The following is a 15,919-nucleotide window of genomic DNA, read 5'->3' on the forward strand; positions in this document are numbered from 1 at the left end:
AGAGGTTCCGTGCCTGTCAGACCCGATGCCTCCGTGCCCCGCATCCTTCGGACGAGAACCGCACGCCGACGCCGCCGGCCACTGCGCGCGGCGGTCGCCGTGCTGCTCGCCGGGGCACTCGGCCTCGCCGCACTGGCGGGCGGGGGTACGGCCGCGGCAGTGCCCCTCGCGGCCGCCTCGGCGGGGTCCGCAGGGACATCCGACGGCACGGACTACACCACACTCGTCGACCCGTTCGTGTCGACCGGCGGCGACGACGGCAACGACCTGCCGGGCGCCGAGGCACCGCACAGTCTGGCCAAGGTCAATCCGTTGACCACGCCGAACCGCAACCACTCCGGGTACGACCACGACGAGGACCACATCGCCGGGTTCACCGCCACGGACCTCGACGGCGTCGGCGGCTCGGGAGGCGGCGGCGACCTGCTGGTCGTCCCGACGTCGGTGCGGTACGACAGCCGCCCCGCCACCGGCACGTACGCGCACGCGTACCGCCACGACGACGAGACCGCGACCCCCGGCTACTACCAGGTGGGGCTCGGCGCCCTCTCCGGAACCGGGTCGGCGGTGACGCAGGACGCCGGCACCATCGACGCCGAGACGACCGCGACGACCCGCACCGCGCTCGAACGCTACCGCTTCCCCGCCGGGTCGGACCCCGAACTCGTCCTCGACCTCGCCAACAACTTCACCAGCCGCACCCGCGCGACCATGAAGGCGACGACGCTCCCGGACGGGACCACCTCGATCACCGGCCTCGTCGCGGGCTCGTTCAACGGCGCCGCCTACCGCCTGTACTACGACGCCACCACCAACGTCCCCGTGACCTCCCTGCAGAGCTGGGGCGACGACGGCAAGTTGAGCGACGCGACCGCGCAGGACGGCGCCGACACCGGCGCGATCCTCGGCTTCGGCAAGTCCGCGGGCGACGACATCGAACTGCGCATCACACTTTCGCCGATCAGCGCGGAACAGGCCGCGACCGACCAGCACAACGAGGTGGGCGGCCGCACTTTCGACCAGGCACGCGCACAGACCAATGCGGACTGGAACAGCACGCTCGGCGCGGTCGCCGTGAAGTCCTCCGCCACCTCCGACCCCGACGCCACGCTCACCAAGGAGTTCTACACACACCTGTACCGCATGTACGCGCTGCCGGTGAACGCCACCAGCACCAGCGGCACGTACCGGGGTGTCGACGGAGCGGTGCACAAGACGAACGGCTTCACGTACTACGACTCCTGGTCCACCTGGGACGACTTCCGCAAGTACTCCGTCGAGGCCTACATCGACCCGGCCACCTACCGGGATCTGGTGCAGTCGCTCATCGAACTCTTCGCCGACGCGCACACCTCCGGGAAGAGCCTCGGCAGCCTCACCCATTCGGTGCCGACCGTGCGCTGGGAACGCTCGCCCGTGGTGATCGCCGACGCGCTGGCGAAGGGCTACAAGAACTTCGACCGGCTCGACGAGGCCTACCCGGCGTTGCTGTCGTACACCGGCTACTACACGGGGGCCCAGCTGCGGCAGGGATACGTCTCCGGTGATCCCGGTACGACCGTGCAGCGCGGCTACGACCAGTGGGCGCTCTCGGTCATCGCCGGCGCGCTCGGCAAGGACGCGGACGCGAAGAAGCTGCGCGCCCAGTCGACCATGGCGATCGACAACCTCGTGAAGTCCGGCGCCTGGACCGCGGCCGACGGCACCAAGGTCGGTCTGCTCACCCCGCGGGCCTCCGGCGGCGACTGGCAGAGCGCCGACTACGAGAAGTTCGAGGCGGCCGGCCTCTACCAGGGCACGCTCTGGCAGTACCACTGGTACGACGCCTACGACATGGGCGGCCTCGTCCAGGCCATGGGCGGCACGAAGGCAGGCAAGGCCGCGGTAGAGCACATGTTCGGCGAGGACTCCGCCGCCGACGACGGCTCGACCATGCTGCACTCCAACGCGAACGAGATCGACCTCCAGGCGCCCTACCTCTTCAACTACGTCGGCGAGCCGAGCCTGACCCAGAAGTGGGTGCGTGCCATCTACACCGGCACGACCTGGAACCGCTACATCGCCACCGGCTCCACCAACGAAGCCCCCAGCTCCGGGGGCGAGTTCACCCCGCCGGTCCGCACCCAGGTCTACAAGCTCTCCCCGCACGGTTTCCTGCCGACCATGGACAACGACGCCGGCACCATGTCGACCATGTTCGTCGCCGCCGCCCTGGGGCTGTTCCCGGTGACCGCCGGCTCCAGCCAGTTCCAGATCGGCAGCCCGTTCTTCGACTCCACGACGATCACCTACGCCAACGGCGGCAGGTTCACCGTGAAGGCCGACGGCGTCTCGCCGAGCAACTACTACGTGCAGAGCGCGACCCTGAACGGCTCGCGGTTCACGAACACCTGGCTCGACTACTCCCAGATCATCTCCGGCGGAACCCTGGACTTCACCATGGGTGCCAAGCCTTCCGCATGGGGCACCCGGACAGCGCCCGCGTACTCGTTGAACACCGACTCGGGCGACGCGGGTGCCGGGGGTACCGGAGGGGGCAAGGGCAGCACCGTCGTCTCGGCGCACCCGGGCACCGTCACCGCTGACGCAGACGGCACCGTCGACGGGAGCGTGCGGCTCACCCTGTCCGGTCCGGCAACCCTCGCCGCCCGCAAGGGAACCAGCCTCACCGGAACCGGCGCGGCGACCGTGACCGGCCTCCCGGACGGCGTCACGGCCGACCTCCGCGTCACAGGCCCGCACACCGCGACCCTCGCACTCACCGGCACCACCGACGTCGACGCGCGCTTCGGCCTCACCTTCCGGGACCCGGCCTTCGCCCACGGGGTGCCGGCCGCCACGGTCACCGGCACCGGGATATCCGCGACCGACCCGCTCCTCCTCTCCGCCGCCGCGGTCCAACGCAAGGCCCTGACCGCACTCGTCGGCCAGGCCTCCCTGGTACGCAGCGCCCACTACTCCGACGGCTCCTGGACCCTGTTCCGCTCGGCACTCGAACGCGCCCGGACCGTCCTCGCGGACACCACCTCCACCACCGGCACGATCATGGCCGCGGACGACGCGCTGCAGTCCGCCGCCGACGCGCTCACCCCCGACGAGGGCGGCTACGCCGTCCTGCAGGCCGAGGACCCCGACCAGAAGGAGGGCCCCAGCCTCACGAGCGAGGCGTACTACTCGGACGGCGACCTCGGCGGTGTCACCGAGGGATCGTGGGAGCAGTTCACCAAGCTCGACTTCGGCGGGGTCGCCCCGCGGAGCATCTCGGTCCGCTACGCCAACTCGCAGCCGACGACCGCCGAACCGAGCAGCGTCGACATCCACGCCGGCGCGGCCGACGGCCCCGTCGTCGCCACCGTCCCGCTCCCCGGTACCGGCGGCTGGCAGTACTACACCACGGTGCAGGCGGCCGTCACCGACCCGGACGCCCTGCTGGCCGCGTCCGGCGCGACGTTCGTGTTCCACGCCCCGTCCGGCCGGCAGTGGGTGTCGAACTTCGACTGGTACCAGTTCTCGCCCGACGAGGTCACCTCATCCTCCGCCACCACCCTCGCCACCCTCACCGCGGCCAACTCCACCACGACCGGCGGCGGTTCGCTCCCGCTCAACCTCGCGAACGGCATCTTCGAGAACGTCACGAACGGTGCGTGGGCCGAGTGGCAGGGCACCCGTCTCGGCGAGGGCGCCGACACCGTCACCGTCAGCTACGACAAGCCGCAGTCCCGGGCGGCGTCGGACTCGCACATCGAGCTGCACCTCGGGTCGAAGGACGGCACCAAGACCGTCGACATCCCTCTCGACCACACCGGATCGGGCTGGGGAACCGTCGCCACCACCACCGTGCAGCTCGACCGGAACGTCTTCACCGGCGTCCAGGACGTGTACGCCGACTTCGTCTCCAGCACGCAGACCAGCTCCCAGCCCTACGTGGCCAACGTCTACTCACTGACCCTGACACGGGACGCCGACTCCCCGGTGGCCCTCGACGCCACCGCGTTCACGTCGAACAGCGGCGGCGGCCTCAAGAGCGAGACGGCCACCTGGAGCGACGCGGGTTCCGCCACCGACCTCGGCGGCACGTACAACGGCGCCTGGCTCGGTTACGGGGACATCGACTTCGGCGCCTCCCCGAAGAACATGGTCACCCTCACCTACGTCAACAACTCGGCCCGCTGCGGCACCGGTTCCGCGGTCCAGCTGTACCTGGACTCCTTCGACGCGTCGAACCCGGGAACGCCGTACGCGACCGTCCCGCTGCCCGTCACGGGAGCCTCGTGGTCGTCCGGCGGGACCACGAGCCTCACCCTTCCGAAGACGATCACCGGCACCCACACCGTCCACCTGCGGCTGACCACGACCCCCGACTCCGCGCACCCGTACGTCGCGAACCTCGGCCGGATCACCTTCAGCCACACCGACACACCCGCCGCCACCGACAAGTCCGCGCTGCGGAAGGCGATCGACCAGTACGAGGGACTCTCCGGCGACGCGCAGCGCTACGACAGCATCGACTTCGGAGTCTTCCAGCGCGAACTCGCCGCCGCCCAGGCCCTCGTCGCCGCCGACGACGCGACCCAGACCGAGGTCGACACCCGGACCCGGAGCCTCACCCTCGCCGCCGAGCAGCTGATCCCCCTGCCGAGGCTGAGACTGGAGGACCTGGTCGCGACCGCGTCCTCCCTCGACAACACGCGCTACACGGACGCCTCCTGGCAGGCGTTCACCGAGGCACTCACCGCCGCGAAGACCGCACTCGCGGACGGCACGGCCACCGACGAGACCCTCACCGCACGGTACGACGCCCTGGGCCACGCCGTCTCCGCACTCACCACGAAGCCCAGGACGGTCCCCACGGCACCCGACACGGTGTCGGCGACCTCGTCCGGCACCGGCGTGACCGTCGCCTGGTCCGCACCCGCGGACGACGGCGGCTCACCGGTCACCGGCTACGAGATCACCCTCGACGACGGCCATCAGGTCCGGATCAATGATCCGGAGAGCCGCAGCACGACGTTCACCCGGCTGCGGACCGGCACGTCGTACACCGCACGTGTCCGGGCGGTGAACGCCGTCGGCGTCTCGCGACCGAGCCCCGCCACGGCACCCGTGGTCACCGGCGGCGGCAGGCCGCAGACGCCGACCGTCACGGGCGTGCTCACCGACGGCCGGCAGGTCCGCGTGACCTGGCGGGCCGCCGGAGACGGCGGATTCCCGCTCATCGGCTACACCGTGGCCCTGGACGACGGAACCACCGCGCACCTCCCCGCCACGACGGACACGGCCCTGATCACGACCACGAGCCGGGCGAAGGCGCACACCGCCACCGTGACCGCGGTCACCCTGGCCGGAACCTCGGAGGACACCGACGCGACGGGGACGAACACCTCCGCCACCTCCGATCCGGCGACGTACGTCCCGTCCCCCTTCCCGTCCGACACGCTGAACGCGGCCTACCCCTCGGACAAGTGGCCGGCGACCGCCGACGGCACCGACTACTTCGACGACCTGCTCAGCGGTATCGACGACCTCGGCTCCGGGACCCTCGGCGCCAACACCGCCGTACCCCACGGCACCGCGCTCACCGCGGAGAACGACGAGACCGCCATCGCCATCAACAACGCGGCGACCCAGCCGGAGGTCGACCGGGCCGAGGTGGACGCGACGAACAGCGCCACCGTCACGATGGCCGACGGCCTCGGCTCCCGCCTCGGCCGGATCTACCTCGACGCCCTGAACGGCGGCGAACTCCCGAAGACCAGCGCCCTGTTCTCCCGCGTGACGCAGGGTCTGGACACCCACGACGCGGCGAAGGACCACTACGGCTACCTGCGCCCGTACGTGCGGCTCGGCTTCGTCGGCGACGGCGGTGACGTGTACGAGTCGCAGGACGGTTCGTACAGCAGCCTCGCCACCAGCGGCTCGTACCCGAGCGGCCACACCTACGGCGGCTACGAGGCCGGCACCGTCCTCGCCACCCTGCTGCCGGAGCTGGCCCCGTCGATCCTCGCGCGCGCCTCGGAGTACGGGAACAACCGCATCGTCCTCGGTTTCCACTACCCCCTCGACGTCATGGGCGGCCGCATCACCGGCCAGGCCACCGTGGCGCACCGGTGGTCGGACCCCGACTTCCAGAAGCTGCTGATGCAGGCCCACACCGAGATCGAGAACGTGCTGCTCGCGCAGTGCGCGAAGGAGGGATACGGCGACACCCTCGCCGCCTGCGCGGGCGATCCGTACGACGGCCTCAGTACGGCACAGGACGTCGACCTCTACACGCAGCGCCTGACCTACGGCTTCTCCCGGGTCGGCAAGGCCGGGCAGGCGCTGCGCGCGCCCTCCGACGCGGCGGCGCTGCTGGTCACGGCCTTCCCGGACCTCACCACCGAACAGCGCACCGAGATCCTGGAGCAGACCGCGACCGACTCCGGGTACCCGCTCGACCGCACCGCGGACGGCGAGGAGAGCTGGCAGCGGATCAACCTGGCCGCGGCGATGGCGGCGGACGTGGTCGTCGACGCCGACGGGTCGGTCACGGTGACCAACTTCGCGGACGCCACGGAGGCCAGTGTCGCCGACGCCCGCGCCATCACGGTGGGCGGCGCCGCGATCGACGGGTTCGCTCCGGACGTGACGACCTACGTCGTCGACTGGCCGAAGAACGCGAGGATCCCGGCCGTCTCCGCCGTGGCGGCCCGGTCCGGCGCGCGGGTGAAGGTCACCGACGGCAGCTCGGTCCTGTCCTCGACCGGATCCCGTCCCACCACCCGCACCATCACCGTAACCTCGCCGAACGGTTCGGTCACCCGGACCTACACGGTCGGGTTCCAGCACACCTCACACGCTCGACGGCCGGTCGCGTCCGGCGGAGACCACGGACCGGACCCCGCCGGCACCGGACTCTGGTCGCCGGCGACGGAGTGGGCGGAGACACGGGGACTTTCCTGGGCACTGGGCACGGGCACGACGTGACCGCCCGGCCCTGCCGCGTCGGGGCGCTCAGTAGGCGTGGTGGACCTGCCAGAACGCCCAGGCCTGGCAGGGGCTGCCATAGGTGGTGTTCATGTAGTTGAGGCCCCACTTGATCTGGGTGGCCGGGTTGGTCTGCCAGTCGGAGGCGACGGAGGCCATCTTGTTGCCCGGCAGGGCCTGGACGAGGCCGTAGGCGCCGGAGGAGGGGTTGACCGCGAGGTAGTTCCAGGTGGACTCGTGATCCACGATGTTGCTGAAGCACTGGAACTGGCCACTGCCCACGATCTCCATGGCCATCGCCTTGATCTGCGCCACGGTGTACGAGCTCTGCACCGGGAAGCTGGCGGCGGGGTCGCCGGCCGCCGCCTTGGCCTGCTCCCGTTCTTCGGCCGCGGCCTTCTTGGCCTCAGCGGCTTTGGCCGCCGCGGCCCGGGCGGCCTGCTCGGCGTCCTTCCGGGCGCTCACGTCCGCCTGCACCGCCATGGCGTCGGCCTGCTGGGTCAGCGAGGTGGTCTGCACGTGGGCCTGCTGGCCCGTGGGCAGGTCCGCGAGGAGGGTGGCGTCGGCCGCCGTCGCCTCCGCGTCGTTGTTCTGCGCGCTGCTGCCCGAGGCGACACCGACGACACTTCCGACAGCGGTGACCGCGGTGGCCGACGCCACTGCGATCCCCCGGACCGATATGCGGCTCACGCGCTTCTCTTCCTCTTCGCCCGGGCCACCGTCTGCGGCGGTCGACGGAAGTGTTTCGCTTGACGGGTACGACAGTTGGAACACTCTTGCGTGCCGGCCCGGCCGGCGCAATGCCGGAGGGAGTGCGGATACTCACACCTTCGCCGGAGCGGGGCCCAGGGGCCACCATGGGCCTCGATGAACAGTGAGGTGAACCAGCGCGCGGGGTGGGTCGTCGGGATCGACGCCGGCGGCACCCGGACCCGTGCGGTCCTCGCGGACGCGCGAGACGGGCGGGTGTTCGGGGAGGGCGAGGCCGGGCCGGGCAACGCGCTGACCGTCCCGGGGCCGGAACTCGCCGCACATCTGGCCGAGGCGGTCGCGTCGGCCGTGCCCGAGGCGATACGGGGGCGGGTCCTCGCGGTGGCCGGCGGTTTCGCGGGGGCCGCCCGGGCGCCGGCGGAGGAGCGGGGCCGGGTACGGGCGCGGGCCGGCCTCACCGCCGCCCTGGCACGTCTGGGGATCACCACCGCAGCCGTCGAGGTCCACAGCGACATCGAGGCGGCCTTCGCCGGGGCGCCCGGGCATCCGGCCGACGGACTCGCCCTAGTGGCCGGCACCGGAGCGGTCGCCGCCCGGATCGAGGGGCGTGTGCTGGTCGCCACGTCCGGCGGGGACGGCTGGCTGCTCGGGGACGACGGCGGCGGGTTCTGGATCGGCCGTGAGGCGGCCCGGGCGGCGTTGCGGGCCGCGGACGGGCGAGGCGGACCGACGGTACTGACCGGCTCCGTCGGCCGGGCTCTGGGGATCGCGGCGGGCGCGCTGCCGCCGGCCGGCGGCGGGTTCTGGGCGCCCGACCGGCGGGCCGCCTACCGGGCGCAGCTGCTGCCCGCCGTGCTGGAGCGGCCGCCCGTGCGGCTGGCCGACCTCGCGCCACTGGTGCCGGACGCGGCGGCGGACCAGGACGTGGTCGCCCGGGCGATCATCCAGGAGGCGGTCGTCCATCTCGCCCGGACCGTGGCCGCGTTGCGGCCGCGCCCGGGGGAGGCCCTGGTCGTCACGGGCGGTCTGGGCGCCCCGGACGGTCCGCTGCTCACCCCGCTCACGGAACGGCTCGTCGGCCTCACGGTCGTCCCGGTGGCGGACGGCCGTGCGGGGGCCGTGGCTCTGGCCCGGCTTCTCACTGCCGGCCACCGACCCAGGGAGGATCCGTGACCACGCCTGACCTTCCGCACCCACCGGACGCCTCACCGGACCCGGTGCCCGCCACGGCCTGACGACGGGCTCGCGGGGGAAACGGCCGGCCTTGTGCACGGTCCGGCCGGGTCGGCCGCCACGAACTCGGCGCAGTGGATCAGGAGTCGGCCCAGGCCCGCGTCCTCCACCGTCACCGCGATCCGGCGCCGGTCGCCGGGCGCGAGCCGCTCGGCGGACACGGGGACCTCCGCGTGCACGGTTCCGTCCTCGCCGACGGTGGCGCGGTGCTCGCCGACGCTGCGGACCCCCGGCCCCTCGACGGCGAGCAGCACCGGCCGGCCCGGGATGTGCTCGGCCCTGACGACGACCACCTGCAGCGGTCTCTCAGGGGTGCCGGTGAAGAACTCGGTCGACTCGACAGAGGTCACACGCATGGGGCTCCTACGAGTGCTGGTGGAGCCCCATCCTGGCATCGCGGGATGGCTCAATCAACCAACCACCTGGTCTGTCAATGGTTCATTCATTCAGGGCGGGGTCGGCTCAGTGTGATCGCCGGGCCTTCACCGCGTGCTGCCCGGCGATGTGGTCGGTCAACGCCAGCGCGGCGCTGGCCCGTTGGTAGGAGAGCTGGGCGACCCGCACGTACAGGCAGTCGATGAGGAGCAGGACCGAGTGGCGGGCGCCGATGATGCCGGTGGGGAAGCTGGTCTCCGAGGTGGACGAGATGAGCCGGATGTCGGCGGCGCGGGCGAGCGCGGAACGCGGGTCGGCGGTGAGCGCGATCGTCGTCGCGCCGCGCTCCCCGGCCGTCTCGAACGGTTCGGTCGTCTCGCGGGTCGACCCGGAGTGGGAGATGCCGAGCGCGACGTCGGCGGGGGTGAGCAGGGCGGCGGAGGTGACCGCGGCGTGCACCTCGGTCCAGCCGCGTACCGAACAGCCGATCCGGAACAGCCGGGTCTCGGTCTCCTGTGCCACCGCACCGCTGCCGCCGACGCCGTAGACGTCGATCCTGCGGGCCCGGGCCATGGCCTGCGCGGCCCGCTCGACCGCGTCCAGGTCGATCCGGTCCAGGGTCTGCTGGACGGCCCGCAGGTCCGCGGTGCCGACCACCTTCACCACGCGCTCCAGGCTGTCGTCCGGGGAGATGTCCGGACCGATCTCGGCCGTGCCCCAGTCGGAGACCTCCCCGCGGCCCCGCTCCTGGGCGAGCGCGATCAGCAGGTGCTGGTAGGAGTCGAGTCCGACGGCCCGGCAGAAACGGGTGACGGTCGCCTGGGAGGTGCCGGTGCGGCGGCCCAGCTCCGCGGCCGAACAGCGCGTGACGGCGGCCGGATCCTCCAGGATCAGCTCGCCGACCTTCCGAAGGGAGCCGGCCAGGCGCGGCAGCTCGGTCCGGATCAGTGTGGTGACGTCGGTCGAGGGCATGGAGAGACGGTACCTGGCACCTTACGAGCCGTCAGTTGAATACCGGCACCAGAACGGCACACCGTTGCACTGCACACCGAGTGCGTGATTTATTGATTCGTCGATGGGGGTGAATCCGGGGTGGTTCAATCCACCGCCGACTCCGGGTGCAGGTCGTTCGGCCCCCGTGACACACCTCGGTCGTGCCGGCAGTGGGGAGTGTGCGCGTGTCCGTCGAGTCCGCCAACGGGTCCGGGACCGAACCGGTGAACGCCGAACGCTTCGCCCGCGAGGGCCTCGCCGCCCTCCACCGGCTCACCGAGTCCGCCCACGCCGACGTCACCCGGGCCGCCGGACTGATCGCCGACTGCGTCCGCGCCGACGGGGTCGTCCAGGCCTTCGGCACCGGCCACTCCCAGGCCCTGGTCCTCGAAGTCGCCGGCCGTGCGGGCGGGTTGGTCCCCACCAACCGGATCAGCATCGCCGACCTCGTCCTCTACGGCGGCGAGCCCCCGAGCGTCCTCGACGACCCGCTCCTGGAACGCGAGCCCGGCGTGGCCGCCCGCCTCTACGACCTCGCCGCCCCGCATCCCCAGGACCTCTTCGTCGTCGTCTCCAACTCCGGGGTGAACAACGTGATCGTGGAGATGGCCCTGCACGCCAGGGAACGCGGACACCGTCTCCTCGCCCTCACCTCCCTCGCGCACACCAGGGCGGTCCCGGCCGCCCATCCCAGCGGCAGGAAGCTCGCCGACCTGGCCGACGTGGTCCTCGACAACGCGGCCCCGCGCGGTGACGCCCTTCTCGAACTCCCGGGCGGCGGCGCGGTCTCGGCGCTGTCCACGCTGACCGGGGTGATGCTGGTGCAGATGGCGGTGGCCGAGGCGGCCGGCCTCCTCCTCGCCTCCGGCGACCGCCCGCCGGTCTACGTCTCGGCCAACGTGCCCGGCGGCTTCGAGGGCAACCTGGAACTGGAGAAGCGGTACGCCGGACGGATCCGGCGCACCGCGAGCTGACAGACAGTCAACCCATGGGCGGGCGAAGCCCGTTCCGGGGGAGCGCGGGTTCCAGGGTGTGGGACGCCGGGTGCAGCGGGTCCGGGAGACCGGGAATCGCCGGCGTGACGAGGACGCCGCGCGGACCTGGGACATCGCCACCCCGGTACCGCTCGGCCGGCTGCCGCGCCTCAGGATCGCGGGGTGCCCGGGCCCGGTGCCGTGGTCAGGCCGGCGGACGCCTTCCGTGCCCGGCGGTGTTGTGTCCTCGCCTGTGCCCTGGCGGCCTCGGACAGGGCCGGCTGGAGGCGGCGGGCGGCGTCGACATGGTCGTCGGTCCAGATGATCCGGACCGCGACGGGGGTGGCCCGGCCCTGACCGTCGCTGAGTTCGGTGCGGACGGACTCCACGAGCCGCGCCGCGCCCTCGGGCCGGAGCGGGACGGCGTCGGGGACGGACGAACGGCCCCCGAGGCTCGCTGCGAAGGCGTGGTACCAGGCGGTGACCCGGGCCGCCGAACCGAGGACGGCACGGTGGGCGTCGGCCCGGACGGCCTGGACACGCGCCAGGTCCTCGCCCTGCCACAGGGAGACGACGGCGTCGGCGGCGAGCCGGAGCCCGACGACCCCGGTGACGAGAGTGGTCGCGCAGGACAGCGACAGCGGCTTGGCACCGCGTTCGGCGAGGTAGTTGCGGAACGCGTCGTCGAGGCGGCGGGCGGCGGCCGTGGCCACCCGGCCCTGCGGATCGGGGTCGGCGGGGGTGCGGTGGCCGAGGGCGTAGTCTACGGCGTCCGCGAGATAGCGGGCGCTGTCGTCGTACGCCTCGGCGAGTGCCTTGTGGACGGCGCCCCGGGCGCCGCGCGGCCAGAAGAACACGGCCACGACCACGCTGACCAGGCACCCGAGCACGATGTCCTGGATGCGCAGCAGGGCGATGTGCCAGTTCGGGTCCTGGCCGATGTTGAACAGCACCACCAGGGTGACGGTGAACGCGGCCTGTCCGGCGGCGAAGGAGATGGCGGCGGGCGCGATCCCGGCGCACAGAATGGCCACGGGGAGGACGAACCACAGCGCTGTGCCGTGGTGGCCGATCAGATGCAGCAGCGCGGCGCCGACCACGGAACCGGCGACCGTGCCGAGGACGGCGCGGACGGCGTTCTGCCCGGTGCTGAGCGCGTTGGAGCGCAGCACGGACAGGGTGCCCAGCAGCACCCAGAAGGAGTGCCCCACACCGGTCACCCCGGCCAGGAACACCGCGATGCCGAGGCCGACGGCGCCGCGCAGGCTGTTGTGCAGCCACACCGAGTCGGGCCTGAGATGGGCGACGGCGCGTTCCCGGGCGGCCGCGAGGGGCGCGGTCAGGGCGCCCGGGTCACGGCCGAGGAGCCGCTCGGGCCAGCTGCGCTGCCAGGCGGTGGCCGCCATGTCGACGTTGTCGGCGATCTGCAGCACGGCGAAGCCGAGCTCCTGGGCACGGAAGGACACGTCGAGCGTGGCGATGAACCCGTAGACCTCCGCCGTGCTGGTGCCGCCCGGGTGCTCGGCGGGCACCTGGACGGTGGAGCTGTGCTCCATCCCGGCCAGGGCCGCCCGCAGGTAGTTCTCGCGGGTCCGCAGCGGACCGGTGTCCCCGGTCAGGTCCGTGAGCAGATCGCAGGCCGCCTCCAGGACGTGTGCCGCGGCGCCGCGCACGGTGTGCGCGGCCGGATCGCAGGCCGGGGGTTCGTCGGTGTAGTCGGACCGGTCGACGAGGACGGCGCACAGCCAGGTGAGCTGGTCCACCAGCCGGACCAGGGCACGCGAGGTCGCGGACAGGCCGGTCGGTCGACAGGTGGTGGCGTCGAAGATGCCGCGCAGCTCCGCGCCGGTCCGGGCGGTGTGCTCCGCCCCCGCCCGGCACCGCTCGGCGTCGGACCCCGGCCCGTCCGGCCCCGGCAGGGCCGCGCGGATCCGCAGATACCCGGCGGCGGCCCGGCAGACGGCCGCCGCCGGGGCGCTGAGCAGGTCGGCGACGGGACGCGGCCACAGCAGGGCGACGGCCGGCAGTGCCACCGCCCCCGCCAGGCCCGCGCCGGCGAGGCGCGCGGGCAGCTGCGACAGCGGCACCGGGGCGCTGACCGGCAGCACGAAGCCCAGCAGCAGCGCCGTCGAGCTGCCGGCCAGCACCGAGCTGACCACGCCGGCGAAGAGGACCACGAACCCGACGACGACCGTGGCCGCCACGGCCAGCCAGAGCCATGGCGCGGCCAGTGTGCCGAGGCAGATCAGCACCAGCCACGCCACCGCGAGCGCCGCCTGCGCGCGCAGCCGCTCCACCATCGGCCCGGAGTAGTCCACCAGCAACAGCATCGAGAACGTGCCGAACGCGGCGTAGCTCGCCATCGCCGGAGAGTGCAGCACCTCGCTGCACAGGGCGAACAGGGCGGGCATCACCAGCGCCGTACGCCCGGCCCGCCGGGTCGCCGCGAGATCCGGGTCCTTGCCGCGCAACCACGTCACCCACCGTGGTGCCCGCCCCGACATGTCCACCTCCCGCCGGCCTCGGAGCGGCCGGCCCCGACGCCGCACCGCCCACACCACCCATATGCGGTCACCGCCGGGCCGTCCGCAACATTTACCCGGGCCGATGGGGAGGTCCCGCGCTCAGCGCACCGGGAAGCCGAACGAGTACCCCTGTTCCTTCAGCCACGGCAGCACCTCACGCAGGGCGGCGACCGTCTCCGAGCGGTCGCCGCCGGCGTCGTGGAAGAGGATGGTCGGCCCGTTCGGCAGCTCCTCCTTCACGGTGGCGACGATGGCGGCCGCGCCGGGGCGTTCGAAGTCCTTCGAGTCGACGTTCCAGCCCAGCGGACGCATACCGTGGGAGGCGGCGACCTTGCGGCTGTACGGGGTGAAGGCGCCGCCCGGGGCGCGGTAGTAGAGCGGCCGTACACCCCCGGACGCCTCGGTGATCATGCGCTCGGCGTCGAGGATCTGCTGGGACTGGTAGGCCTCGGACTTCGTGTCCATGGTGACGTCGTGGGAGACCGTGTGGTCGCAGAGCCGGTGCCCGGCCGCCACCACCGCCCTGACCAGGTCGGGGTGCGCCCGCGCCTGCGGTCCGATCATGCAGAACGTGGCCTTGACGCCGTACTCCTCGAGCACCTGCAGCACCTTGGGGGTCCAGACCGGGTCCGGCCCGTCGTCGATGGTGATGTTCACACCCCGGGAGCCCCGGTCCGAGGCGTGCGCGATCTCCACCGACACCGGGGCCGGCGCCGCCTTCGGCGCGGGGTGGTGCACCGAAGTCCCGGCTTCCGCAGGCCCGTTGACGGGACCAGCCTGGGCGGTCCACAGCGAGGCGGCCACGGTCACGGCCGTGACCCCGAGCGCCGCCGCGACCACCTGGCCGTACCATCCCCGTCCGCCGTGCCGCGCCATGTCCGCCCCGATCCTTGTCGTTGAGTCGATCTCGTGCACCCGTCAGGACGGCAGGCGGCGGGCACCGGATCCCTCCGTTACCGATCACGGACAATTCCGCGAGAGTTCTGCGACAGGCTCTCTGCGAGACCTTTAACGCCGGGAACGGCAATCGGTGTTGGCGGTCGCGCCCCCATGTGCCAAGACCAGGTGATCAGGAGTCGTACATGGGGATGCGCGGCTTGTTCGACCGCTTGCGCACCAGCGGTGCGAGTGTCCTGTGGATGATGAAGTACTCGGCGACGACCGCACACACGAGGATCGACGCCCAGACACTCGTGGTGTAGACGTCCTTGAAGGTCAGCGAGGGGAACGGGCCCTGGAGGACCACGCCGAGACCGACGAAGGCGCGGAGCGCGACCGCGGCGAAGCTCAGCGCGTAGTTGCGGATCAGCCAGATCCGGTGGAGCTGGATCCGGCCCTGCCGGACGGCGCGGAACCCCTGGAGGAGGGTGTACAGCCAGGCGGTGGACAGCAGGTAGAACGCGACCTGCACGGAAATGCCGGAGACGGAGAACGTGGCGGCCACGTAGGCCGCGAGCGCGGCGACCACCACGCTGCCCATGTACACGTAGCCGAGCGTGCGGTGCAGGGCGGGACGGCCGGCCAGCAGTCTGTTCGCGAACTGGACTCCCGCGGCCGTCCGGCGCGGACGGCCGCCTCGACGAATTCCGGGTCGAGGCGAGCCTGGCGTTCATCCAGGCACTCACCGAGGCCCAGCAGGCGACCGCGATCATCAAGGCCACGAAGTCGAACGAGGACATGAAGGCCGGTGCCTTCGCCGACAACGCGGTCGTCGCCTACGCCGGCATCCGGGCCACCGAACTCACCCCGGCCCAGCAACGCAAGCCGCCTGCGGTCGCCGAGGCGTTCGTGAACCGGGGCAAGGCCGACGTGGCCAAGGTGCGCATGGCCGAGATCCGCAGCCACCTCGCGGACACCTACGCGGCCTGGATGGGCGGCACCGGTGACGACGACCCCTTCTACATGCGTGTCCACAGTCCGGTCGTCTGGATCGAGGTCGACTGCCAGGCGGCGGGGCCGCTCGGCGGCGCCTACGGCAAGACGCGCGGTGACGGCCCCACCCAGCTGCACATCCACTCCGTCATCCGCACCCCCAACGGCAACGACTACGGCAGGGAACTGCTCCGCCAGCACTACCTGACGTCACCGCACCACCACTGAGCCACGCGATCGAAGGGCCTGTTCCGGTTCCGCCGCGACCAG

Annotated in this window: 10 protein-coding genes; 4 read left to right on the top strand and 6 right to left on the bottom strand. The window is 72.2% G+C overall.

The features are described 5' to 3' along the window. Nucleotides 1-9 precede the first annotated feature (9 nt). Complete coding sequence (locus ABT137_RS04240) at nt 10-6,966, top strand: glycoside hydrolase domain-containing protein (RefSeq protein WP_351702104.1); 6,957 nt, start codon at nt 10-12, stop codon at nt 6,964-6,966. 27 nt (nt 6,967-6,993) lie between these two features. On the opposite strand, the gene ABT137_RS04245 is transcribed toward ABT137_RS04240, so the two are convergent. After that, a complete protein-coding gene (locus tag ABT137_RS04245) occupies nt 6,994-7,656 on the bottom strand; it encodes an aggregation-promoting factor C-terminal-like domain-containing protein (protein WP_351702107.1) in 663 nt (220 codons plus the stop codon). A 177-nt stretch (nt 7,657-7,833) separates the two neighbouring features. On the opposite strand from ABT137_RS04245, the gene ABT137_RS04250 reads away from it, so the two are divergent. Beyond that, nucleotides 7,834-8,850: a BadF/BadG/BcrA/BcrD ATPase family protein gene (locus ABT137_RS04250; RefSeq protein WP_351702110.1), complete on the top strand. Its 1,017-nt coding sequence runs from the start codon at nt 7,834-7,836 to the stop codon at nt 8,848-8,850. Nucleotides 8,851-8,882: 32 nt separating this feature from the next. Here ABT137_RS04250 and ABT137_RS04255 read toward each other — a convergent pair whose 3' ends face one another. Further along, on the bottom strand, nt 8,883-9,266 hold the full coding sequence (locus ABT137_RS04255) for a hypothetical protein (protein ID WP_351702113.1): 384 nt from the start codon (nt 9,264-9,266) through the stop codon (nt 8,883-8,885). A 106-nt stretch (nt 9,267-9,372) separates the two neighbouring features. Next, nucleotides 9,373-10,257, bottom strand: coding sequence for a MurR/RpiR family transcriptional regulator (locus ABT137_RS04260; protein WP_351702116.1), 885 nt, complete (start codon nt 10,255-10,257; stop codon nt 9,373-9,375). 206 nt (nt 10,258-10,463) lie between these two features. Here ABT137_RS04260 and ABT137_RS04265 point away from each other — a divergent pair, with 206 nt between their 5' ends. Further along, entirely contained in the window at nt 10,464-11,252 is a 789-nt protein-coding gene (locus ABT137_RS04265) for a sugar isomerase domain-containing protein (protein ID WP_351702119.1), read from the top strand. Between the two features lie 170 nt (nt 11,253-11,422). Here ABT137_RS04265 and ABT137_RS04270 read toward each other — a convergent pair whose 3' ends face one another. From ABT137_RS04270 to ABT137_RS04280, 3 genes are all read right to left on the bottom strand, one after another. Further along, nucleotides 11,423-13,732: an FUSC family protein gene (locus ABT137_RS04270; RefSeq protein WP_351702122.1), complete on the bottom strand. Its 2,310-nt coding sequence runs from the start codon at nt 13,730-13,732 to the stop codon at nt 11,423-11,425. A 144-nt stretch (nt 13,733-13,876) separates the two neighbouring features. Beyond that, nucleotides 13,877-14,653, bottom strand: coding sequence for a polysaccharide deacetylase family protein (locus ABT137_RS04275; protein ID WP_351702125.1), 777 nt, complete (start codon nt 14,651-14,653; stop codon nt 13,877-13,879). A gap of 193 nt (nt 14,654-14,846) precedes the next feature. Then, the gene (locus tag ABT137_RS04280; protein WP_351702378.1) at nt 14,847-15,362 is read right to left on the bottom strand and encodes a DUF2306 domain-containing protein; all 516 of its coding nucleotides are present in this window, start codon (nt 15,360-15,362) and stop codon (nt 14,847-14,849) included. A gap of 17 nt (nt 15,363-15,379) precedes the next feature. Here ABT137_RS04280 and ABT137_RS04285 point away from each other — a divergent pair, with 17 nt between their 5' ends. Further along, the gene (locus ABT137_RS04285) at nt 15,380-15,877 is read left to right on the top strand and encodes a DUF3500 domain-containing protein (RefSeq protein WP_351702381.1); all 498 of its coding nucleotides are present in this window, start codon (nt 15,380-15,382) and stop codon (nt 15,875-15,877) included. Nucleotides 15,878-15,919: the final 42 nt, after the last annotated feature.

The sequence above is a fragment of the Streptomyces sp. NPDC001980 genome, assembly GCF_040296885.1.
Lineage (GTDB): Bacteria > Actinomycetota > Actinomycetes > Streptomycetales > Streptomycetaceae > Streptomyces.

Excerpts from the sequence above, each read along its gene's own strand:
- ABT137_RS04250 (WP_351702110.1), top strand. The coding sequence starts at position 7,834 with ATGAACAGTGAGGTGAACCAGCGCGCGGGGTGGGTCGTCGGGATCGAC.
- ABT137_RS04275 (WP_351702125.1), bottom strand. The coding sequence starts at position 14,653 with ATGGCGCGGCACGGCGGACGGGGATGGTACGGCCAGGTGGTCGCGGCG.
- ABT137_RS04255 (WP_351702113.1), bottom strand. The coding sequence starts at position 9,266 with ATGCGTGTGACCTCTGTCGAGTCGACCGAGTTCTTCACCGGCACCCCT.
- ABT137_RS04260 (WP_351702116.1), bottom strand. The coding sequence starts at position 10,257 with ATGCCCTCGACCGACGTCACCACACTGATCCGGACCGAGCTGCCGCGC.